This window comes from Cupriavidus sp. FW305-27, assembly GCF_058787995.1.
Window position 1 is genome coordinate 1 of record NZ_JBYTAG010000058.1, and the last position, 21,284, is coordinate 21,284.

The following is a 21,284-nucleotide window of genomic DNA, read 5'->3' on the forward strand; positions in this document are numbered from 1 at the left end:
GGACTGCGGGTGCGGGGCGAGCGGAGGCGGGGCATGTCCATGGCGCGGGGGCGTGTCCTTCGGGCATGAAGGTGATCATGGCGATCACGGCAATCACGGTGGCGGCGCGCACACCGCAGCTGGCAGGTGCAGCGTTGGCGCCGCGGATCGCGCATGCAGTGGCGCGACCGCATCAACCGCGTTAATGCAGCGTGAGGCATTATCTCCGCCGGTTTCCGGCCAGCGTAGTGAAAGCTTTTGTCGGCGAATTAAGCGCAGTCAACGCGCCGCGGGCATGGCCGCGCGAGTGTGGAAACGGTGTCGGGAGCGGTGCGCGAGGGAAGTGAAGCGGGGCAGTCGGGAGGGAGGTGCCGCCTCACCCGAACGGGTGCGGCGGCAAGGGCAAATGCGCCGCTGTCAGCGCCCGCCGGCCAGGCGGGCTTCGATATGCTTGGCGCGCTCCAGCGATCCCGGGTGCGAGCTGAGCATGCTCGACTGTCCGCCATCGAGGGTCGACATCTTGCGGAACGCCGATGCCAGGGCCTGGCGGTTGGCGCCGTTTTTGGTCAGCAGGTCGAACGAATAGTCGTCGGCCGCGGTTTCCTGCCGCTGCGAGAACTGCGCATTGACGAACTGCTCGGCGAGCGCGCCGATCTGCGACGACGATAGCGCCGTCAGCGAAGCCACGCCAGTCGACCCCAGCAGCCCGCGCGCCGCAGCCGTGGTGTAGGCCACCTGCATCGCGGCCTTGGTATGGCCCAGCGACACATGGCCGATTTCATGGCCCACCACGCCACGCACTTCATCGTCGCTGAGCAAGTCCATCAGGCCGCTGTAGACCCGCACGCAACCGTTGGCCATGGCCCAGGCATTGACGTCCTTGGTCACATACACCTTGGCATTGAGTGGCAGCCCGGTGTTGCCCAGCCCGCTCATCACATTGGCCAGGCGCTTGGCGTAGGTGCTGTCCGCCGGTGCGATGGTGTTCTTCTGGTCCATTTCCGCGCAGGACTGGTCGGACAGCATCTTGACGTTGCTGTCCGACAGCGTCGCGGCGGTAAAGAGGCTGCCGCCGGCCTGCGTCAGGCTTTCCATATTGGCGCCGGCACAGCCGGCCAGCAGCGCGGAACAGGCGAGGGCGGAAAGGGCGAGTCGCTTCATGGTTCGCTCCGGGAAAGGGGGTTGGCAATGCCATAGGATAGGTAGCCGGGCGAGGGCGCGCCAGTGGGCGCCGTCCGACAGGCGCTCAGGCAAAGTGGCTGGCGGGGCACGTCCGAGGCCAGGAGGCGTGCGCCGACCCGCGGCCGAGATGGCACCACGGAGGCAATGCTGGGAACTAGTCGGGAAGAAGCCGATGGTGCCCGGGGTCGGACTCGAACCGACACGCCTTGCGGCGGGGGATTTTGAGTCCCCTGCGTCTACCTGTTTCACCACCCGGGCAGGGTGTATGGCGCCGGAACCGGCACCGTGCTGAGCCGGGAATTATGCCGGAAATCCCGTCGTCGGACAACCAGTGCGCGGCTGCGCAAATCCGGTAGCATGGCGCCCAGCCTCTCACTCGCCCATCGTCCCGACCACCCCCGACTGCCATGACCGACCAAGCTTCGCTGGCGCGCCTCGCCAGCCTGCCTTCGCAGGACCCCGGCTTCTATGACCGGGAATACAACAACCGCGCCAATGTGCCGGACAACGCCGTGCATATGGCGCGCTGGGCGCAGTGGTCCGCCGGGGTGCGCGCACGCGGCGCTTATCTGGCGGACCTGAGCTATGCCGGCGAGGACTCGCGCCATGCGCAGGACGAGACGCTGGACTACTTCCCCGCGCAGCGGGCCAACGGGGCGCTGCCGCCGCTGCTGGTCTTCGTGCACGGCGGCTACTACCGGGCGCTGGACAAGCACGACCACAGCTTTGTTGCCAGCGCGCTGCCGGCGCTGGGGGTGTCGGTGGCGGTGGTGAACTACACGCTGGTGCCTGCGGTGACGGTGCCGGAGATCGTGCGGCAGGTGTTGCGCAGCGTCGCCTGGCTGTACCGGCAGGCGGACCGGCTGGGCCATGATCCGGACAAGCTCTTCCTGGCCGGGCATTCCGTCGGCGGCCACCTGGTGGCGATGCTGATGGCCGCGCGCTGGCCGCAGCTGGGCGCGGAGCTGCCGGCCGACCTGGTCAAGGGCGGGCTCTCGGTCAGCGGGCTGTACGACATGGAGCCGCTGCGGCGCGCTGCCTTCCTGCAGCGCGACCTGCGGTTCTCGGAAGACGATGTCGCGCGGCTGTCGCCCGCGTACATGCCGCCGGCCAGCGGTGCCCCGCTGGCGATCGCGGTGGGGGAACTCGAGGCCGCCGAATACCACCGCCAGCACGCGCTGATCCGCGCGGCGTGGCCGGCCAAGGTGGCGCATCCGGCCGCGAGCGACCTGGTGCTGCCGGACTGCCATCACTTCAACGTGCTGGACGGCTTTGCCAGCCCGGACGGTGCCCTGACGCGCGCGGTGCTGCGGCTGATGGAGCGCTGAGCGCGCACCGGGCGCGAGGGCGTCAGCCCTCCAGCACGCGCAGCAGCGACGAGGTGTCGTCCTTGCCCCAGCCGTTGGCCATCAGCGTGCGCAGCTGCGCCGAGGTGGCCTGCATCGCGGGCAGGTCCAGGCCGATTTCTTCGGCGATATCGCGCGCCAGCCCGAAGTCCTTGTCGTGCAGCCGCGCCTCGATGCCGGCGGCAAAGTTGCGCGCCACCATCTTGGGGCCCATCAGGTCGAGCATGCGGCTGCCGGCCATGCCGGTCGCCATGGCTTCGAACACGCGGCCGGTGTCGACGTTCTGCGCGGCGGCAAAACGCATGGCCTCGGCAATGCCTTCGATATTGACCACCTGCGCGATCTGGTTGCACAGCTTGGCGACCTGGCCCGCGCCGTGGTCGCCGATATGGGTGATGGTCTTGCCCAGCTGCTGCAGCAGCGGGCGCACGCGCTCCAGCATCTCGGGCTTGCCGCCGACCATGATGGTCAGCGTGCCCGCCTCGGCGCCCATGGTGCCGCCCGAGACTGGGCAGTCCAGCGCCTCGATGCCGCGCGCGGCCAGCGCCGCGGCGATCTCGCGCGTGACGATCGGCGAGATGGTGCTGTGGTCCACGCAGATGGTGCCCGGCGCGGCGCCGTGGATCACGCCCTGCTCGCCCAGCAGCACTTCGCGCACGTCTTCGGACGAGGTCACGTTGGTGAAGACGACGCTGGCGCCGCGCGCCGCTTCGGCCGGAGTGAAGAAGGGCTCCGCCCCCAGCGCGCGCGCGGCCTCGGCCGCGTCCGGGCGACGCACGAAGGCGCGCACGGTGTGGCCGGCGGCCAGCAGGTGGCGGACCATGTGCGAGCCCATGGCGCCCAGGCCGATGAAGGCGACGGTGGTGGGGGTGAGAGTGGTGCTCATGCCATGCTTCCTTTCTTGATGCGGCGGGCTACTTATCGCCCGCATAGGCGAACTTGCCGTTGCGGATCACCCCCATCACGCGCGAACGCTGGTCGAAGCCCTGGTGGTCCTTCGGGTTCAGGTTCATCACGCCGTTGGGGATGGTGAGGTTGGTGGTGGCTTCCAGCGCGTCGCGCATGGCGGCGCGGAAGTCGCGCGTGCCGGGCTGGGCGCCGGTCTTCAGCGCGCGGCGGGCGGCGTCGTCCAGCAGCATCCACGCGCCCCAGGCGTCGCCGGCAAACTGCGTGACGCTGTCGGCGCCGTACTTGCTTTCGTAGCGGTTGACGAAGTCCAGCGCCACCTTGCGCACCGGGTGGCTCTCGGGCAGCTGGCGCGCGACCACCACCGGCCCGGTCGGGAACAGCGTGCCTTCCACATCCTTGCCGCCCATGCGCAGGAAGTCCCAGGTGGCGATGCCGTGGGTCTGGTAGACCTTGCCCTTGTAGCCGCGCTCGCCCAGCGTCTTCTGCGGCAGTACGGACGGCGTGCCGGCGCCGGCGATCAGGATCGCGTCCGGGTTTGCCGCCATCAGCTTGAGCACCTGCCCGGTCACCGAGGTGTCGTTGCGCGAGAAGCGCTCGTTGGCGACCACCTTGATCTTGCGCACCTCGGCCAGCTTCGAGAACTCGCGCCACCAGCTCTCGCCGTAGGCGTCGGCAAAGCCGATAAAGCCGACGGTCCTGACGCCGTGGTTGCTCATGTACTCGGTCAGCACGGTCGCCATGTGCGAGTCGTTCTGCGGCATCTTGAAGGCCCAGCGGCGCTTGGCGTCGGTCTGCGGCTCGACGATGGAGGCCGAGGCGGCCAGTGCCACCATCGGGGTTTCGCCCTCGGCCACGGCGTCGAGCGCGGCGATGGCGGTGGGGGTGATGTTGGGGCCGACGATCACGTCGACCTTTTCCTCGGAGATCAGCTTGCGCACGTTGCGCACCGCCGCGGCCGGGTCGGTGCCGTCGTCAAGGATGACGTAGTGCGCCTTCTGGCCGCCCAGGGTCTGGGGCCACATCAACACGGTGTTCTTGGAGGGGATGCCGATCGAGGCCGCCGGACCGGTGGTGGACACATCGATGCCGACACGGATGTCGGCATGCGCGGCGGCGCTGGTGAAGAGCAGGGCGCCGGCCAGCAGCAGGGGGCGCAGGGGCATTGTCAGCATGGTCTCCTCCGTTCTTATATGTGACGGGAAGGATAGCCGAACTCGGCCGCCGGGGCACGCCTGCGCCCCGCCGCGGCCGTGCCGGTCAGCGCACGCCCAGGCGCCAGAGCGTGGTCACCTCGGCGGAACGCGCCGCGTGCAGCGGGTCGGCAGCATCCGTCGCGCGCGGGTGGCGCGGGCGGATATCGGAACGGCCCAGCACCTTCAGCCCGGCGGCGTCGATCCAGCCCATCAGTTCCTCGCGCGGGCGCAGGCCGAGATGCTCGGCCAGGTCCGACAGCAGCAGCCAGCCTTCGCCGCCCGGCGCCAGATGCTCGGCCAGCCCCTGCAGGAAGCCGCGCAGCATGGCGCTGTCAGGGTCGTAGACCGCGCGCTCGACCGGCGAGCTGGGCCGGGCCGGCACCCAGGGTGGGTTGCACACCACCAGCGGCGCCCGGCCTTCGGGGAACAGGTCGGCCTGCACGATTTCGACCTCCCCGACGTAGCCAAGCTGCGCGATGTTCTCGCGCGCGCAGGCCAGCGCGCGCGGGTCCTGGTCAGTGGCGACCACGCGCTGCACGCCGCGGCGGGCCAGCACCGCGGCCAGCACGCCGGTGCCGGTGCCGATATCGAAGGCGAGGGTCTTGGCCGGCAGCGGCTCGGTCGCGACCAGGTCGACATACTCGCCGCGCACCGGCGAGAACACGCCGTACCAGGGGTGGATGCGGTCTTCCAGCGCCGGGATCTCCACGCCCTTCTTGCGCCATTCATAGGCGCCGATCATGCCCAGCAACTCGCGCATCGACGCCACGTAGGGCTCGCTGGCCGGGCCGTAGACCTGTTCGCAGGCGTCGCGCACATCCGGCGCGCGGCGCAGCGGCACCTCGTGGCTGGCCTCGAACGGCAGCAGCAGCATGCCCAGCGTGCGGGCGCGCTGCGACTGGGCCAGCCGGTGCAGGTTGAAGGCCTCGATTGGCGAAGCGGCCCCGCCCTTGGCCTTGTCCCTGGCTTTCTGGCCGGGGCGGCTGGCCTTCTTGGGCTTGCGCTCGGTGCGGCGGGCCAGCGCGTGCAGCAGCTGGCGCGCGTTCTGGAAGTCGCCGCGCCACAGCAGCGCGGTGCCCTCGCAGGCCAGGCGGTAGGCGGTGTCGGCGCTGGTGGTGTCGTCGGCGATGATCACGCGGCGCGGCGGCGGCAGGCCGGCTTCAGAGCGCCAGGCGGCGCTGCGCTCGATGCCGTCCTCGGTCCAGTGAATGCGGGGCAGGTCGTTCACAGGGCCTCCGGCCGGCAGGGCGTGATGGGCAGCAGATGCATGGTTGGGTTTGCTTCTTATATAGGGAGAGGCGGCGGGCCGTCCTCAGAGTTCGTAGGCTTCGTGTTCGCCGGACATGGCCTGCTCAACCAGCTTGCGGTTGAGCGTCGGCGAGAACAGCTCGATGAAGGTGTAGACAAAGCTGCGCAGGTAGGCACCCTGCTTGACGGCCAGGTGCGTCACGTTGCTGCCAAACAGGTGGCCGGCCGAAATGCCGCGCAGGTTGCGGTCGCGCTCGGCATCATAGGCGACGCCGGCGACGATGCCCACGCCCAGCCCGATCTCCACGTACGTCTTGATCACGTCCGCGTCGATGGCCTCCAGCACGATGTCCGGCTCCAGGTGGCGCAGCGCGAAGGCCTTGTCGATCTTGGTCCGGCCGGCAAAGTTGGCATCGTAGGTGATCAGCGGGTAGCCCATCAGGTCTTCCAGCGCCAGGTGCTTCTTGTCCAGCAGGGGATGCTCGGGTGGCGTAATCACCATATGGGTCCACTGGTAGCCCGGCAGCGACACGAGGTTCTTGTCGGCGGAGATGCCTTCGGTCGCGATGCCGATATCGGCCTGGTCGTGCAGCAGCATGTCGGCGATCTGCGCCGGGTTGCCCTGCTGGATCGACAGCCGCACCTTGGGGTAGCGCTTGGTGAACTCGCTGATCACCCGCGGCAGGGCGTAGCGCGCCTGGGTGTGGGTGGTGGCGATGGTGAAGTTGCCCTGATCCTGTGCCGCATAGTCCATACCGACGCGCTTCAGGCTTTCCACCTCCTGCAGGATCTTCTCGACCGAGCTCAGGATGCGGCGGCCGGGCTCGGTCAGGCTGCGGATGCGCTTGCCGTGGCGGGTAAAGATATCAACGCCCAGCTCTTCTTCCAGCTCGATGATGGCCTTGGACACGCCGGGTTGTGACGTGTAGAGCGCTTTGGCGGCCTCAGTCAGGTTGTAGTTCTGCCGGACGGCCTCACGCACGAAGCGAAACTGGTGCAGGTTCATATATCTGGGTTCGTATAAACAAACAACTTCTTATTAGTTTGAGGTATGAGGCCAGTTTATTACGATTCTCGAACTTTGTTAATTAATGGCCAGCCCTCAGTGCGTCCTCTCGCAGCAGCCACTTTGTGATGCGAGACCCACGGGCCAGGTTCCCACCGAGTCCCCCATGTCTGTTGCCTATACGGTTTCCGGTCTGTTTGTAGGCGTCCTCGTCGGTCTGACCGGGGTGGGTGGGGGCTCGTTGATGACGCCGCTGCTGACGTTGCTGTTCGGCTTTTCGCCGGCCACCGCGGTTGGCACCGACCTGGCCTTCGCCGCCATCACCAAGGGCTTCGGCACCATCGCGCACCGTGCCCACGGCCATGTGCAGTGGCAGGTGGTGCGGCGCCTGTGCATCGGCAGCCTGCCGGCGGCTGTGGCCGCCATCCTGGTGCTGAAGAGCGCCGGCGAGCTCAACGCCCAGTGGCTGCACGCGATCCGCCTGACCATCGGCGTGTCGGTGCTGCTGACCGTATTGTCGCTGCTGTTCCGCAAGCAGATGCTGGCCTGGCTGGAACGCAATCCGCGCTTCCAGCTGCACGGCCGCGCCCAGGTCATTGCCACCATCGTGGTCGGCGCCGTGATCGGCGTGCTGGTGACGGTGTCGTCGATCGGCGCCGGCGCGGTTGGCGCCACGCTGATCCTGCTGCTGTATCCCCATATGAAGCCGGCTGAAGTGGCCGGCACCGACATTGCCTACGCCGTCCCGCTGACGGCGCTTGCCGGGCTGGGCCATGTATGGCTCGGCACGGTCGACTGGAATTTGCTGCTGGCGCTGCTGGTGGGTTCGATCCCCGGCATCTGGCTGGGCGCGCAACTGTCGCGGGCGCTGCCCGAACGGCTGGTGCGTGCCGCACTGGCGACCACGCTGACGCTGGTCGCCATCAAGCTCGTTTCCTGAATTCAACGAATACTGAACGGACCCCGCCATGTATCAGTACGACCAATATGACCAGCGCATCGTCGCCGAGCGCGTCGCCCAGTTCCGTGACCAGGTGCGCCGCCGCCTGTCCGACGAGCTGACCGAGGAAGAATTCCTGCCGCTGCGCCTGCAGAACGGCCTGTACATGCAGCGCCATGCCTACATGCTGCGCGTGGCGATTCCGTACGGCCTGCTGTCGTCGAAGCAGATGCGCAAGCTGGGCCATATCGCGCGCGAGTACGACCGCGGCTATGGCCACTTCTCCACGCGCCAGAACATCCAGTACAACTGGATGGAGCTGGAGCGCGTGCCCGACGTGCTGGCCGAGCTGGCCAGCGTTGAGATGCACGCCATCCAGACCTCGGGCAACTGCGTGCGCAACATCACCACCGACCACTTCGCCGGCGTCGCGCCGGACGAGTCGGTGGACCCGCGCGTGCTGGCCGAGCTGCTGCGCCAGTGGAGCACCTTCCAGCCGGAGTTCGCCTTCCTGCCGCGCAAGTTCAAGATCGCCATCTCGGCCTCGGCCAATGACCGCGCCGTGGTGCAGATGCACGATATCGGCATCTACGCCTACAAGAACGCCGAAGGCGAAACGCGCCTGCGCATCCTGGCCGGCGGCGGCCTGGGCCGCACGCCGATCCTGGGCACGATCATCAAGGACGACCTGCCGTGGCAGCACATGCTGTCCTACGTCGAGTCGGCCATCCGCGTGTACAACCGCTATGGCCGCCGCGACAACAAGTACAAGGCGCGCATCAAGATCCTGGTGAAGGCCATCGGCGCAGAGAAGTTCGCGCAGGAAGTCGAGGAAGAGTGGCAGCACAGCAAGGACGGCCCGGCCACGCTGACGCAGGCCGAGTTCGACCGCGTGGCGCAGTATTTCACGCCGCCCGCCTATGAAAAGCTGGCCGACACCGATGCTTCGTACGAGAACCACCTGCTGGAAGACAAGGCCTTTGCGCGCTGGGTCAGTCGCAACGTGCACGGCCACAAGGTGCCGGGCTACGCCGCGGTGACGCTGTCGACCAAGCCGGGCGTGGCCTCGCCCCCGGGGGACGCCACCGACGCGCAGATCGAAGCCGTGGCCGACCTGGCTGACCAGTTCGGCTTCGGCGAGCTGCGCGTCGCGCACGAGCAGAACCTGATCCTGCCGGACGTGAAGAAGCAGGACCTGTACGCGCTCTGGCAACTGGCCAGGAAGGCCGGCCTGGCTACCCCGAACATCGGCCTGCTGACCGACATCATCGCCTGCCCGGGCGGCGATTTCTGCTCGCTGGCCAACGCCAAGTCGATCCCCATCGCGCAGGCGATCCAGGACCGCTTCGACGACCTCGACTACGTCTATGACCTGGGCGAGATCTCGCTGAACATCTCGGGCTGCATCAACGCCTGCGGCCACCACCACGTCGGCAATATCGGCGTGCTGGGCGTCGACAAGGACGGTTCGGAGTGGTACCAGGTCACGCTGGGCGGCGCCCAGGGCAACCAGACCGCGCTGGGCAAGGTGATCGGCCCGTCGTTCAGCGCCGAGGAAATGCCCGAGGTGGTGACCCGCATCATCGACACCTTCGTTGCCAACCGCATCGAGGACGAACGCTTTATCGAAACCCTGTCCCGCATCGGCATCGCCCCGTTCAAGGAGCGCGTTTATGCCGACAAGCAGCCGCGCGAGCGCGCTGAAGCCTGAGGACCGGAGACTGAACATGGCAAAGATCATTCAACTGCAACAGGATGGCGCTACCGTCGCCCCCGTCATCGTCGATGACGGCTGGACCGTGCTGCGCGGCACCGCCGAGCAGCCGCTGACCGACGAGCAGATCGCAGCGGCCGTGCAAAGCCAGGACGCGGTGCTGTTCCCGCTGTCGGTGTTCAAGGCCAACGAAGCGCTGCTGGCCGGCCGCGACGCGGCCCGCACCGGCGTGTGGCTGGCCCCGGAAGACGAGCCGGGCGATGCCGAGGCGTATTTCGCGCGCGTGGCGCTGGTGGCGGTGGACTTCCCGGTGTTCCGCGACGGCCGCGGCTTTTCCACGGCCTACCTGCTGCGCACCCGCTACCACTGGAAGGGCCAGCTGCGCGCCATCGGCGACGTGCTGCGCGACCAGCTCAACTTCATGAAGCGCTGCGGCTTCGATGCCTTCGCGGTGCGCGCCGACAAGAACATCGAGGACGCCATCAAGGGCTTCACCGAGTTCACCGTGACCTACCAGGCTTCGGTGGATGAGCCGCTGCCGCTGTTCCGCCGTGCGCGCACCGAAGGTGGTGCCGTGCAGTCGAAGGAAACGGCATGAGCACGGTGCTGAGCGAAATCGCGGTGGTCGATGCCGGAGCGGTGTCGGCGCTGCGTCCGCCCGCGCTGTGGGTTGCGCCGGAATACACCGGCAGCATCGAAGCGCTGGCGCAGAAGGAACGCGAGCTGGGTGAGCGCCTGGCGGGCATCGCCGCACGCTTCTTCCGCGCGCGCTTTGCCTCGAGCCTGGCGGCCGAGGACATGGTGCTGACCGACGCCATCCTGCGCGGCACCGAAGCCGTGCGCGCCGGCATCCGCGTGTTCACGCTGCAGACCGGGCGCCTGCACGCCGAGACGCTGGCGGTGCTGGACAAGGTGCAGGCGCACTACGGCTACAGCATCGAGCAGTTCACGCCGGACGCCGAGGCCGTCGAGAACTACCTGAAGAAGCACGGGCTCAACGCCTTCTACGACAGCGTCGAGCTGCGCAAGGAATGCTGCGGCATCCGCAAGGTCGAGCCGCTCAACCGCGCGCTCTCGCACGCCGACGCCTGGCTGACCGGCCAGCGCCGCGAGCAGGCGGTCACGCGCGCCGAGCTGCCGTTCGAGGAACAGGACGAAGCCCGCGGCATCCCCAAGTTCAATCCGCTGGCGGACTGGAGCGAGCCCGAAGTGTGGGCCTACCTGAAGCGCCACAACGTGCCCGTCAACGACCTGCATGCCAAGGGCTACCCCAGCATCGGCTGCGAGCCGTGTACGCGTGCCGTGCGCGCGGGCGAGGATGTGCGCGCGGGACGTTGGTGGTGGGAGAGCAAGGACTCGAAAGAGTGCGGGCTCCACGAACAGAACATCAAGCATTGAGGCCGGACAAAATGGGCATCATGAACGACATCGCAGAAGCCACCAGCAGCGTGGCGCACCTGTTGCAAGTACAGAACGATCACCTCGACCGCCTCGAAGCGGAGTCGATCTACATCATCCGCGAGGTGGTGGCCGAGTGCCGCAACCCGGCGCTGCTGTTTTCGGGCGGCAAGGACTCGATCGTGATGCTGCACCTGGCGCTGAAGGCCTTCCGCCTGGGCGAGCGCAAGATCGAGCTGCCGTTCCCGCTGGTGCATATCGACACCGGCCACAACTATCCGGAAGTGATCGCCTTCCGCGACCAGCGCGTGGCTGAGCTGGGCGCGCGCCTGGTGGTGGGCCATGTCGAGGACTCGATCAAGCGCGGCACCGTGCGCCTGCGCAAGGAAACCGATTCGCGCAACGCGGCTCAGGCCGTGACGCTGCTGGAAACCATCGGCGAGCATCAGTTCGACGCGCTGATGGGCGGCGCCCGCCGCGACGAAGAGAAGGCCCGCGCCAAGGAGCGCATCTTCTCGTTCCGCGACGAGTTCGGCCAGTGGGACCCCAAGGCCCAGCGCCCCGAGCTGTGGAGCCTGTACAACGCCCGCATGGCGCAGGGCGAGCAGATGCGCGTGTTCCCGATCTCGAACTGGACCGAGCTGGACGTGTGGCAGTACATCGCCCGCGAGAAGCTGGCGCTGCCGCCGATCTACTATTCCCACCAGCGCGAAGTGGTGCGCAAGAACGGCCTGCTGGTGCCGGTCACGCCGATCACGCCCAAGCAGGACGGCGACGTCAGTGAGGTGCTGTCGGTGCGCTTCCGTACCGTCGGCGACATCAGCTGCACCTGCCCGGTGGCCAGCGTTGCCGATTCGCCGGAAGCGATCATCGCCGAGACCGCGGTGACCGAGATCACCGAGCGCGGCGCCACCCGCATGGACGACCAGACGAGCGAAGCCTCGATGGAACGCCGCAAGAAGGAAGGCTACTTCTAAGCCGCACGCAGCAAAGGATCCAGACATGACTCACCAAGCAACCCATCAAGGCCTGCTGCGCTTCATCACCGCCGGCTCCGTCGACGACGGCAAGAGCACGCTGATCGGCCGCCTGCTGTACGACAGCAAGGCCGTGCTGTCGGACCAGCTGACCGCGCTGGCCAACGCCAAGAACAAGCGCACCGCCGGCGAGCAGATCGATTTCTCGCTGCTGACCGACGGCCTCGAGGCCGAGCGCGAGCAGGGCATCACCATCGACGTGGCCTACCGCTACTTCTCGACCGCGCGCCGCAAGTTCATCATCGCGGATACCCCGGGCCACGAGCAGTACACCCGCAACATGGTCACCGGCGCCTCGACCGCGGACGCGGCCATCGTGCTGGTCGATGCCACCCGCGTCACCGTCACCGACGGCCGTGCCGAGCTGCTGGCGCAGACCAAGCGCCACTCGGCGATCCTGAAGCTGCTGGAGATCCGGCACGTGATCGTTGCCGTCAACAAGATGGACCTGGTCGACTACAGCGAACAGCGCTTCAACGAGATCCGCACCGCCTACACCGAACTGGCCGAGCAGCTGGGCCTCAAGGACGTGCGCTACGTGCCGGTGTCGGCGCTGCGCGGCGACAACATCGTGCATGAGAGCGATGCCATGGCCTGGTACCAGGGCGAGCCGCTGCTGCCGCTGCTGGAAGAACTGCCGGTGGAAGAGGCCGCACCCGAGGATGACGCCGCGCTGCGCTTCCCGGTGCAGCTGGTGATCCGCCAGGACGGTTCGCAGTCGGACGACTTCCGCGGCTATGCCGGCCGCATCGAAGCCGGCACCGTGCGCGTGGGCCAGAAGCTGCGCGTGCTGCCGGCCAACCGCGAAGCCGTGGTGGCTGAAGTGCTGACGCCCAATGGTGCCGCTGAATCGGCCAACGTCGGCGATACCGTCACGGTGCGCCTGGCCGAGGACGTCGATGTATCACGCGGTGATATGTTCGTTGCCGCCGATGCGACCACGGCTTCGGCAAAGAAGCTGCAGGCCGACCTGTGCTGGTTCGACGACGAATCGCTGAACCCGGCGCGCAAGTACGTGCTCAAGCACACCACGGCCAGCGTGTTCGCGCGCGTGTCGGCGGTGGACCGCGTGCTGGACGTGCATACGCTGTCGCACGAGACCGGTCGCCACGATATCCGCCTGAACGACATCGGTTCGGTGCAGATCTCGCTGCAGAAGCCGATCGTGTGCGATGCCTACGGCGACAACCCGGCAACGGGCGCCTTCGTGCTGATCGACGAAGCGACCAACCACACGGTGGCCGCAGGCATGATCCGTGCGTTCTCCTGATCGGTAACGGCAGGAAAGGGGCAGCAGATGGACAAGCAGGCGCAGAAGACTTACGGCAAGGTGTTCCTCATCGGGGCAGGCCCCGGTGCGGCAGACCTCATTACGGTGCGCGGTGCACGGCTTTTGGGCGAAGCCCAGGTGGTGCTGCATGATGCACTGGTGGCGCCGGAGATGCTGGCCTGGTGTCCGCAGGCCGAGCTGGTCGAGGTGGGCAAGCGCTGCGGGCAGCGCTCCACCGCGCAGCTGTTCATCAACCGCCAGATCGTCGACCTGGCCGGCAAGTACGAGCGCGTGGTGCGCCTGAAGGGCGGCGACCCGATGCTGTTCGGCCGTGCCGACGAGGAGCTGCAGGCGCTGGAAGCCGCTGGCATCGAGTATGAAGTGGTGCCGGGCATCACTGCGGCGCTGGCGGCTGCTTCGGCGATCGGCAAGCCGCTGACCAAGCGCGGTGTGTCGCGCAGCGTGGCGTTTGCCACGCAGGCGAAGGCTGCGGATGGCGAGGGCTCGGCCGATATCGAAGCGGCGGTCAAGGCCGATACGCTGGTCTACTACATGGGCCGCGACCAGGCGGCGTCGATTGCCGCGCAGCTGATCGCGCATGGCAAGCCGGCGTCGACGCCGGCGTGGGTGGTGGAAGCCGCCAGCACGCCGCGGCAGCGTAGCCGTGAATTCACGCTGGGCCGAATGGCAGCAGGCGAGGCCGCTGCCTGGATCGATCCGGTGCAGCCGAGCCTGCTGATGATCGGGGCGGCGCTGGCTGCGCGGGCTACCGAAACGCCGCGCGAAGGCGTGGGTGAAACCGTCGTGCAGACGCCGCGCGCTGCCTGAGCGCGCTGCGCGCCACTAGAAAAAATGCCCTGTACCGGCATGCCGGCACAGGGCTTGTTTCATCGGGGACCACATTTCTGCTCAGGGCTGGCCGCTTGCGGGCATTGAGGCAACGCAGTATGCGGCCATTGCATCCAGCACCGCATCGGCCTCGCCTGCCGCCGTCGCGCAATGGATGCGCAGCCCGGGATGCGCTTGCCGGCATTGGTCGAGCAAGGCTGGCAGGTCGCGCCGCAGGTGGCCGCCCTGGCCCAGGAACACCGGCACCACGGTGGCGTCGGACACGCCGCGCGCTGCCAGGTCGGCGAGCGCGTCGGGCAGGGCGGGCGCCATCAGCTCCAGGAACGCCAGCCGCACCTCGCACCCGGGCAGGGCAGCGGTCACCTTCTGCTGCAGGCGGTCGAATGGCTCGCGCCAGCGCGCGTCGCGCGCGCCATGCGCAAACAGGACCAGGGCCCGGGTGGGTGCGGTCATGGCAGCCCGCCCCTCAGTGCCGGTCCACCCAGCGCAGCGCCAGCAGCGCCACCATCAGGTAGAGCGTACCTGGCACCAGTGCCGAGATGATCGGCGGCCAGGTATGCAGCAGGCCGACGTGCGAGAACAGCGTGTTCGACAAGTGGAACGACAACCCCAGCATGATGCCCCCGAACACTTTCACGCCGACGGCGCCGGCACGGGCGTGCAGGTAGGCGAAGGGCAGGGCCAGCGCCATCATCACGAACAGCGTCAGCGGGTAGATCACCTTCTTCCAGAAGGCGATCTCATAGCGCTGCGTGTCCTGCTTGTTGTCGCGCAGGTGGCGGATATAGCGGAACAGGTCCAGCGTCGACATCCGCTCAGGCGTCACCAGCAGCACTGACAGGATTTGCGGCGTCAGCTCGGAATGCATGGTCACGCGCGGGAACTTGACTTGCTCGGCGCGGAAATCCGGGGCCAGCGAATCGCGTGCCGGCTTCGCGCCCTGGGCCGGGGACGCCAGTTCGATGAAGCGGGTCTCGTTGACGCCCTGCAGCTCCCACAACTGGCCACCCTGGTAGCGCCCCTCCTGCGCCACGCGGATCATGCGCAGGCGGTATTGCGGGTCGAACTCATACATGGTGATGCCGGTGATGGTCTGGTCCGGCCGCAACCCCGCCACGTTGACGAAGCGGGTGATCTCGCCGCCGCCGGTGGCGGCATCCTTGTCGCGGTCCTTGACCCAGACGCCGGAACGGAAGCCCGACGACACGGTTGCGCCGATCGCCTCGAGCTTGATCTTCTGCGCGTACTGCTCGGCGCGGGGGGCGATGAACTCGCCGAAGATAAAGGTCACGATGGCCAGCGGCACCGCCAGCTTGAACAGCGAGAACAGCGCCTGGCGCGTGTTCAGGCCGGCCACGCGGAAGATGGTGTACTCGGACTGGCTGGCCAGCTGCGAGAACACATAGATCGCGCTGATCAGCACCGCGATCGGCAGCACCTCATACACCCGCGTGGGTGCCTGCAGCAGGACGTGGAACAGCGCCACCAGCGAGGTGTACTGGTTGTTGACGTTCTCCAGCTCGTTGAGCATGTCGAAGAACACGAACAGCGACAGCACCGCGAACAGGATGAAGGCGAACACGCCATAGATCAGCCGGCCGAAGTAGCGTTCATAGACGCGCAGGATCCTCATGCCCGGCCTCCGGTGGCCGCGGCATCACGCCTGCGCAGGCCGAACACGGCGCGCCACCCGCCCAGGCTGCGGTTCTGGCGGTAGCGGAACAGCAGCAGCGCCCCCAGGAACACCGCCAGGTGGATCGGCCACCACGCCAGCCAGAACGGGATCGCGCCCGAGCGCACCCAGGACTGCGTCAGGTTGATCAGGTTGCTGTAGGTCAGGTAGATCAGCACCGCGAACACCAGCGGCGTGTAGCGGCCCAGGCGCGGGTTAACGTAGGCCAGCGGGATTGCGATCATGACGAAGTTGAAGGCCAGGATCGGCAGCGAGATGCGCCAGATCAGCTCGCCCAGGTTTTCGCGCGTGGGGTTGCGGATCAGCTCGATGGTGTCGCGGCTCTTGGGTGGCAGCTTGGCTTCGGACTCGGGAGCCTTGTTGTCCACCTTGACCGCGTAGCGTTCGAACTCGACGATGCGGTAGTCGATCTGGCCGGGCATGCCCGAGTAGCGGCGGCCGTTTTCCATCACCACCAGGCGGTCGCCGTTGGGCATGGTCTCGAACTTGCCCTGGTGCGCCAGCGCCACGCCGATCTTGTCGGCCTCGGAGTTGGCGACGAAGACATTGCGCGCATGCTTCATGTCGGCGTCGATGCCCTCGATGAACAGCACATAGTTGGCCTTGGCGGGCTCGATAAAGCGCCCGGCGGCGATCATCGACATCACGCCGCGCTGCTCGAAGCGGTCGCGGAACAGCGCGCTCTGCTGGTTGGCCCAGGGCCAGGCGAACATGCCCAGCAGCAGCGCCAGCACGATGAAGGGTGCCGCAAACTGCAGCACCGGCTTGACCAGTTCGCGCAGCGAGATGCCCGCCGAGAACCACACCACCATCTCCGAATCCTTGTACCAGCGCGTCAGCACGATCAGGGTGGAGATGAAGAGCGTGGCCGACAGCAGGATGGACAGGTAGCCGATGGTGGCCAGGCCGATCAGCATCAGCACGTCGTTGGGACTGGCCTTGCCGCTGGCAGCCATTCCCAGGATGCGGATCACGAGCGAGGTGAGCATGAAGGTCAGCATCACCAGGAACACCGCCCCGGCGGTGTAGGCAAGCTCGCGTCGCAGGGCTTGTTGAAGGATCATGCGGGTTCGGTTCCGGGCTGCCGGCCGGAGCGGGCGATGTGCCGTGCGAGGTGCCTGGCAGAACAGCTGGCTGGCAGCACAGCATGCTGTCAGCGTGACCGGGGCGTATCAGCGGCGGCAGGTCGCGGGATAAAAATCGCGGATAATGGAGGCTTTCGTGTCTAACGAGCCCCTGGAAGGAAGCGCGATGGAATTTAGCACAAAAGCCTTGGATTGGAGCAAAGCCGGCCAAAATGGTTTCCTGGCGACCAAGACCGACTGCCTGGTGGTCGGCCTGTTCGAAGGCCAGAACCTGGCCGGAGTAGCCAAGGCACTGGACGTGGCCACCAAGGGCCTGGTGGGGCGGCTGGTCAAGCAGGGCGACTTCGAAGGCAAGCGCGGCACCCAGCTGATGCTGCATGAGGTGGCCGGCGTGGGCGCCGCGCGCGTGCTGCTGGTGGGCCTGGGCAAGGAAGCCGATTTCAGCGACAAGGCCTTTGCCGACGCGGTCCGCACCGCCGTGCGTGCCTTGTCGTCCACGCGTGCGGCCTCGGCCCTGTGGTGCCTGGCGCAACAGGCGCCGCAGCAGCGCGATGTCGCCTGGGCGGTGATCACCACCATCACGCTGGTGCGCGAAGCCGGCTATCGGCTGCTGGAGCGCCATCCGGGTCTGAAGCGCGCCAATGCCAACGGCAAGCCCAACGGCAACGACAAGTCCTCGCTGCGCAAGGTCGTGATCGCGGTCGACACCGGCGATGCCCGCGCCGCCACCCAGGCCGTGGTGCGCGGCACCGCCATCGCCAACGGCATGGAGCTGACGCGCGACCTGGGCAACCTGCCGTCCAATATCTGCACGCCGACCTACCTGGCCAATACCGCCCGCGGCATTGCCAAGCGCCACAAGCTCAAGGCCGAGGTGCTGGGCCGCAAGCAGATCGAGGCCCTGAACATGGGGGCCTTCCTGGCCGTGACCAAGGGCAGCGAAGAGCCGCCGCAGTTCATCGTGCTGCGCTACGACGGCGCCGGCGCCAAGCAGGCCCCGGTGGTGCTGGTGGGCAAGGGCATCACCTTCGATACCGGCGGCATCTCGCTCAAGCCGGGCGAGGGCATGGACGAGATGAAGTACGACATGTGCGGCGCCGCCTCGGTGCTGGGCACGATCCAGGCCGTGGCCGAGATGGGCCTGAAGCTCAACGTCATCGCCGTGGTGCCGACCTGCGAGAACATGCCCAGCGGCATCGCCACCAAGCCGGGCGACGTGGTCACCAGCATGTCCGGCCAGACCATCGAGATCCTGAACACCGACGCCGAAGGCCGCCTGATCCTGTGCGACGCGCTGACCTATGTGGAGCGCTTCAAGCCGGCCGCGGTGATCGACGTGGCCACGCTGACGGGCGCCTGCATCATCGCGCTCGGCCACATCAACAGCGGCCTGTACGCGCGCTCCGACGCGCTTGCCGATGCCCTGCTGCAGGCCGGCCGCCGCGCCATGGACACCGCCTGGCGCATGCCGCTGGACGACGAGTACCAGGACCAGCTCAAGTCCAACTTTGCCGACATGGGCAATATCGGCGGCCGCCCGGCCGGCAGCGTGACGGCGGCGTGCTTCCTCTCGCGCTTTACCGAGAAATACGACTGGGCCCACCTGGACATCGCCGGCACCGCCTGGAAGAGCGGCGCGGCCAAGGGGGCCACCGGCCGCCCGGTGCCGCTGCTGGCGCAGTTCCTGATGGACCGCGCGGCCTGATGGCGGCGGCAGGCAACAGAGGCAGCAAGGGTCCATGACGCGCATCGATTTCCACAGCAACGTGCCGGACGTGCTCGGCTATGTCTGCCGGCTGGTCCGCAAGGCCTACGGCGCCGGGCAGAAGGTGGTGATCCACGGGGCGCCGGCGCAGCTGGCGGACCTGGATGCGCGCCTGTGGACCTTCTCCGCGCTGGATTTCCTGCCCCATTGCGGGCTGGAAAGCCCCAATGCGGCGGTCACGCCGATCCTGCTGGCCGCCACCACCGAAGGCGTGCCGCACCACCAGCTGCTGATCAACCTGGCAGACCAGGCCCCGGCGCAGTTTGCCAGCTTCGAACGGCTGATCGAGGTAGTGGGCGCGGGCGATGCCGCGCGCGAAGCCGGCCGCCAGCGCTACCGTTTCTACCGCGAACGCGGCTATCCGCTGACGCACCACGACATCGGCCAGCCCAAGGGAGACGCCGCATGAGCGAACGCACCACCTCGCGGGTGATCCCGCGGCTCGATCCGAATGACAGCATCCCGCTGCTGACCGAGGTGTTCGAACTGCCGGACGCAGGGACAGCAGCGCCGGCTGCCGCTGCGCAGGAGGGCGTGATCGATACCTTCGGCATGGCCGATTCGGGCCTGGTCATGCATGTCGGCGATACCGGCGACGCCGTGGCGGACGAAGGCGCCGCGCCGGCATCGGCGATGCCGGCAGATAGCGGCGCCCCGGGCGAGGACGACCTGCGCGCCGTGCGCACCGAGTTGCTGACGCGCGTGATGATGCGCTTCCGCACCGAATGGCCGCAGGTCGTGGCGGCCCATACCGAAGCCACGCTGCAGTCGCGCCTGGCGCCGCTGACGGCGCAACTGGCCAGCGAGCTGACCCAGTCGCTGGAGGCGCGGCTGGTGGAATGGCTGGATGCGACGCTGGAGGAGATCGAGAAGACGCCGGGGGAGGATTAACGGCGGCTGAAGGGCTGGAGCGGACCGGCGGGTCTCGACAGACGTCGGCAAACAAAAAAGCCTGCGATCGCTCGCAGGCTTTTTTATTGAGCAGGACGAAGATCAGTCCGTCACTGCCCCCTTGCTCGCCGTCGACGCCAGCTTCGAGAACTTCGCCAGCACTCCACGGGTATAACGCGGCGCCGGCTGCTTCCAGTTGGCCCGGCGCCTGGCCAGTTCTTCATCCGCCACGTTCAGCTGCAGCAACAGCTTGTGCGCATCGATGGTGATCGAATCGCCTTCCTGCACCAGCGCGATCGTGCCGCCCACATACGCTTCCGGCGCCACGTGGCCAACCACCATGCCCCAGGTACCACCAGAGAAGCGGCCGTCGGTAATAAAGCCGACCGATTCGCCCAGCCCCTTGCCGATGATGGCCGAGGTCGGGGCCAGCATTTCCGGCATGCCGGGGCCGCCCTTGGGGCCGAGGTAGCGCAGCACCAGGATGTCGCCGGCGTTGATCTTGTCGGCCAGGATCGCTTCCATCGCGCTCTGCTCGTCTTCGAACACGCGCGCCGGGCCAGTGATGACCGGGTTCTTCAGGCCGGTGATCTTGGCGACCGCGCCTTCTTCGGCCAGGTTGCCCTTCAGGATGGCCAGGTGGCCTTCGGCGTAGAGCGCCTTCTCGATCGGCAGGATCACGTCCTGGTCGGCACGCGGGGTGTCGGGAACGTTTTCCAGTTCTTCAGCCAGCGTGCGGCCGGTGATGGTCAGGCAGTCGCCATGCAGCATGCCGGCCTTGAGCAGGATCTTCATGACCTGCGGGATGCCGCCGGCCTTGTGCAGGTCGGTCGCCACGTACTGGCCCGACGGCTTCAGGTTGCAGATCACCGGCACCTTGCGGCGGATGCGCTCGAAGTCGTCGATGGTCCATTCCACCTCGGCGGCGTGGGCGATGGCCAGGTAGTGCAGCACGGCGTTGGTCGAGCCGCCCGTGGCCATGATCAGCGCCACGGCGTTCTCGATCGACTTGCGCGTGATAATGTCGCGCGGCTTGATGTCCTGCTTGATCGCCTCGACCAGCACGCGCGCCGATTCGGCGGCGCTGTCGACCTTTTCCTGGTCGGGGTTGGCCATGGTCGACGAGTACAGCAGCGACATGCCCAGCGCCTCGAACGACGAGCTCATGGTGTTGGCGGTGTACATGCCGCCGCACGAGCCGGTCGACGGGCAGGCGTTCTTTTCCACGCCCTCGAAGTCTTCCTGGCTCATGCGCCCGGCGGTGAATTCGCCCACGGCCTCGAACGACGACACGATGGTCAGGTCCTTGCCCTTCCAGTTGCCCGGCTTGATGGTGCCGCCGTAGACGTAGATGCCCGGCACGTTGGTGCGCGCCAGCGCGATCATGCCGCCCGGCATGTTCTTGTCGCAGCCGCCGATCACGACCACCCCGTCCATCCACTGGCCCTGCGCGGCAGTCTCGATGCAGTCGGCGATGACTTCACGCGAGATCAGCGAGTACTTCATGCCCTCGGTGCCCATCGACATGCCGTCCGAGATGGTCGGGGTGCCGAACACCTGCGGGTTGGCGTCCGAGGCCTTGATCGCGTCGATGGCCGCATCGGCCAGGCGCTGCAGGCCAGCGTTGCAAGGGGTGATGGTCGAGTGGCCGTTGGCGATGCCCACCATCGGCTTGTCGAAGTCTTCCTTCTTGTAGCCGAGGGCGTAGTACATCGAACGGTTGGGCGAACGCGCCACGCCTTGCGTGATGTTCTGCGAGCGTTTGTTGAATGCCATGGT

General features: G+C 67.4%; 21 protein-coding genes and 1 tRNA gene. 12 read left to right on the forward strand and 10 right to left on the reverse strand.

The window, feature by feature from the left end:
- Window positions 1-185 (forward strand): hypothetical protein (locus AC3WRI_RS24465; protein WP_492294256.1); only part of this gene is annotated, 185 nt, incomplete at its 5' end.
- 211 nt (window positions 186-396) lie between these two features.
- Here the strand turns inward: AC3WRI_RS24465 and loiP are convergent.
- Window positions 397-1,140 (reverse strand): metalloprotease LoiP, encoded by a 744-nt coding sequence (gene loiP, locus AC3WRI_RS24470; RefSeq protein WP_010814953.1) that lies wholly within the window; start codon window positions 1,138-1,140, stop codon window positions 397-399.
- Window positions 1,141-1,334: 194 nt separating this feature from the next.
- Window positions 1,335-1,419 (reverse strand) — tRNA-Leu (locus tag AC3WRI_RS24475).
- Window positions 1,420-1,568: 149 nt separating this feature from the next.
- Between AC3WRI_RS24475 and AC3WRI_RS24480 the strand changes: the two genes are divergently transcribed.
- Window positions 1,569-2,489 (forward strand): alpha/beta hydrolase, encoded by a 921-nt coding sequence (locus AC3WRI_RS24480; RefSeq protein WP_439668214.1) that lies wholly within the window; start codon window positions 1,569-1,571, stop codon window positions 2,487-2,489.
- Window positions 2,490-2,511: 22 nt separating this feature from the next.
- On the opposite strand, the gene AC3WRI_RS24485 is transcribed toward AC3WRI_RS24480, so the two are convergent.
- From AC3WRI_RS24485 to AC3WRI_RS24500, 4 genes are all read right to left on the reverse strand, one after another.
- Complete coding sequence (locus tag AC3WRI_RS24485) at window positions 2,512-3,438, reverse strand: NAD(P)-dependent oxidoreductase (RefSeq protein WP_492294257.1); 927 nt, start codon at window positions 3,436-3,438, stop codon at window positions 2,512-2,514.
- Entirely contained in the window at window positions 3,422-4,579 is a 1,158-nt protein-coding gene (locus AC3WRI_RS24490; protein ID WP_037023635.1) for an ABC transporter substrate-binding protein, read from the reverse strand. The genes AC3WRI_RS24485 and AC3WRI_RS24490 overlap by 17 nt, the downstream gene beginning before the upstream one ends.
- Before the next feature lie 94 nt (window positions 4,580-4,673).
- Complete coding sequence (locus tag AC3WRI_RS24495; protein ID WP_492294259.1) at window positions 4,674-5,837, reverse strand: methyltransferase; 1,164 nt, start codon at window positions 5,835-5,837, stop codon at window positions 4,674-4,676.
- Window positions 5,838-5,921: 84 nt separating this feature from the next.
- Window positions 5,922-6,863 carry a CysB family HTH-type transcriptional regulator gene (locus tag AC3WRI_RS24500; RefSeq protein ID WP_010814948.1) on the reverse strand — a complete coding sequence of 314 codons (942 nt, stop codon included), beginning with the start codon at window positions 6,861-6,863 and terminating at the stop codon, window positions 5,922-5,924.
- Between the two features lie 166 nt (window positions 6,864-7,029).
- Between AC3WRI_RS24500 and AC3WRI_RS24505 the strand changes: the two genes are divergently transcribed.
- From AC3WRI_RS24505 to cobA, 7 genes are read left to right on the forward strand one after another with little or no spacing between them, the layout of a single operon-like run.
- The gene (locus AC3WRI_RS24505) at window positions 7,030-7,803 is read left to right on the forward strand and encodes a sulfite exporter TauE/SafE family protein (protein ID WP_010814947.1); all 774 of its coding nucleotides are present in this window, start codon (window positions 7,030-7,032) and stop codon (window positions 7,801-7,803) included.
- Between the two features lie 28 nt (window positions 7,804-7,831).
- Window positions 7,832-9,514 carry a nitrite/sulfite reductase gene (locus AC3WRI_RS24510; protein WP_010814946.1) on the forward strand — a complete coding sequence of 561 codons (1,683 nt, stop codon included), beginning with the start codon at window positions 7,832-7,834 and terminating at the stop codon, window positions 9,512-9,514.
- 16 nt (window positions 9,515-9,530) lie between these two features.
- On the forward strand, window positions 9,531-10,115 hold the full coding sequence (locus AC3WRI_RS24515; protein WP_010814945.1) for a DUF934 domain-containing protein: 585 nt from the start codon (window positions 9,531-9,533) through the stop codon (window positions 10,113-10,115).
- Window positions 10,112-10,915, forward strand: coding sequence for a phosphoadenylyl-sulfate reductase (locus tag AC3WRI_RS24520; RefSeq protein WP_439668211.1), 804 nt, complete (start codon window positions 10,112-10,114; stop codon window positions 10,913-10,915). The genes AC3WRI_RS24515 and AC3WRI_RS24520 overlap by 4 nt, the downstream gene beginning before the upstream one ends.
- 11 nt (window positions 10,916-10,926) lie before the next feature.
- A complete protein-coding gene (gene cysD / locus AC3WRI_RS24525) occupies window positions 10,927-11,892 on the forward strand; it encodes a sulfate adenylyltransferase subunit CysD (protein ID WP_010814943.1) in 966 nt (321 codons plus the stop codon).
- A 25-nt stretch (window positions 11,893-11,917) separates the two neighbouring features.
- Window positions 11,918-13,222 (forward strand): sulfate adenylyltransferase subunit 1, encoded by a 1,305-nt coding sequence (locus AC3WRI_RS24530; protein WP_010814942.1) that lies wholly within the window; start codon window positions 11,918-11,920, stop codon window positions 13,220-13,222.
- A 27-nt stretch (window positions 13,223-13,249) separates the two neighbouring features.
- A complete protein-coding gene (gene cobA, locus AC3WRI_RS24535; protein WP_010814941.1) occupies window positions 13,250-14,050 on the forward strand; it encodes a uroporphyrinogen-III C-methyltransferase in 801 nt (266 codons plus the stop codon).
- Between the two features lie 81 nt (window positions 14,051-14,131).
- Here cobA and AC3WRI_RS24540 read toward each other — a convergent pair whose 3' ends face one another.
- Genes AC3WRI_RS24540 through lptF form a run of 3 tightly spaced genes read right to left on the reverse strand, consistent with a single transcriptional unit; the run spans window position 14,132 to window position 16,828 of the window.
- Window positions 14,132-14,524, reverse strand: a complete 393-nt coding sequence (locus tag AC3WRI_RS24540) for a sirohydrochlorin chelatase (RefSeq protein ID WP_058697783.1) — start codon at window positions 14,522-14,524, stop codon at window positions 14,132-14,134.
- Between the two features lie 13 nt (window positions 14,525-14,537).
- A complete protein-coding gene (lptG, locus tag AC3WRI_RS24545) occupies window positions 14,538-15,704 on the reverse strand; it encodes an LPS export ABC transporter permease LptG (RefSeq protein WP_454749640.1) in 1,167 nt (388 codons plus the stop codon).
- Window positions 15,701-16,828, reverse strand: coding sequence for an LPS export ABC transporter permease LptF (gene lptF, locus AC3WRI_RS24550; RefSeq protein WP_011615947.1), 1,128 nt, complete (start codon window positions 16,826-16,828; stop codon window positions 15,701-15,703). The genes lptG and lptF overlap by 4 nt, the downstream gene beginning before the upstream one ends.
- A 187-nt stretch (window positions 16,829-17,015) precedes the next feature.
- Between lptF and AC3WRI_RS24555 the strand changes: the two genes are divergently transcribed.
- The 3 genes from AC3WRI_RS24555 to AC3WRI_RS24565 are packed head-to-tail and all read left to right on the forward strand — an operon-like array spanning window position 17,016 to window position 19,505.
- Complete coding sequence (locus AC3WRI_RS24555) at window positions 17,016-18,554, forward strand: leucyl aminopeptidase (RefSeq protein WP_454749639.1); 1,539 nt, start codon at window positions 17,016-17,018, stop codon at window positions 18,552-18,554.
- A 34-nt stretch (window positions 18,555-18,588) separates the two neighbouring features.
- Complete coding sequence (locus AC3WRI_RS24560; protein ID WP_010814936.1) at window positions 18,589-19,023, forward strand: DNA polymerase III subunit chi; 435 nt, start codon at window positions 18,589-18,591, stop codon at window positions 19,021-19,023.
- On the forward strand, window positions 19,020-19,505 hold the full coding sequence (locus tag AC3WRI_RS24565) for a hypothetical protein (protein WP_010814935.1): 486 nt from the start codon (window positions 19,020-19,022) through the stop codon (window positions 19,503-19,505). The genes AC3WRI_RS24560 and AC3WRI_RS24565 overlap by 4 nt, the downstream gene beginning before the upstream one ends.
- A 102-nt stretch (window positions 19,506-19,607) precedes the next feature.
- On the opposite strand, the gene ilvD is transcribed toward AC3WRI_RS24565, so the two are convergent.
- Window positions 19,608-21,281 (reverse strand): dihydroxy-acid dehydratase, encoded by a 1,674-nt coding sequence (gene ilvD / locus AC3WRI_RS24570; protein WP_010814934.1) that lies wholly within the window; start codon window positions 21,279-21,281, stop codon window positions 19,608-19,610.
- Window positions 21,282-21,284 lie beyond the last annotated feature (3 nt).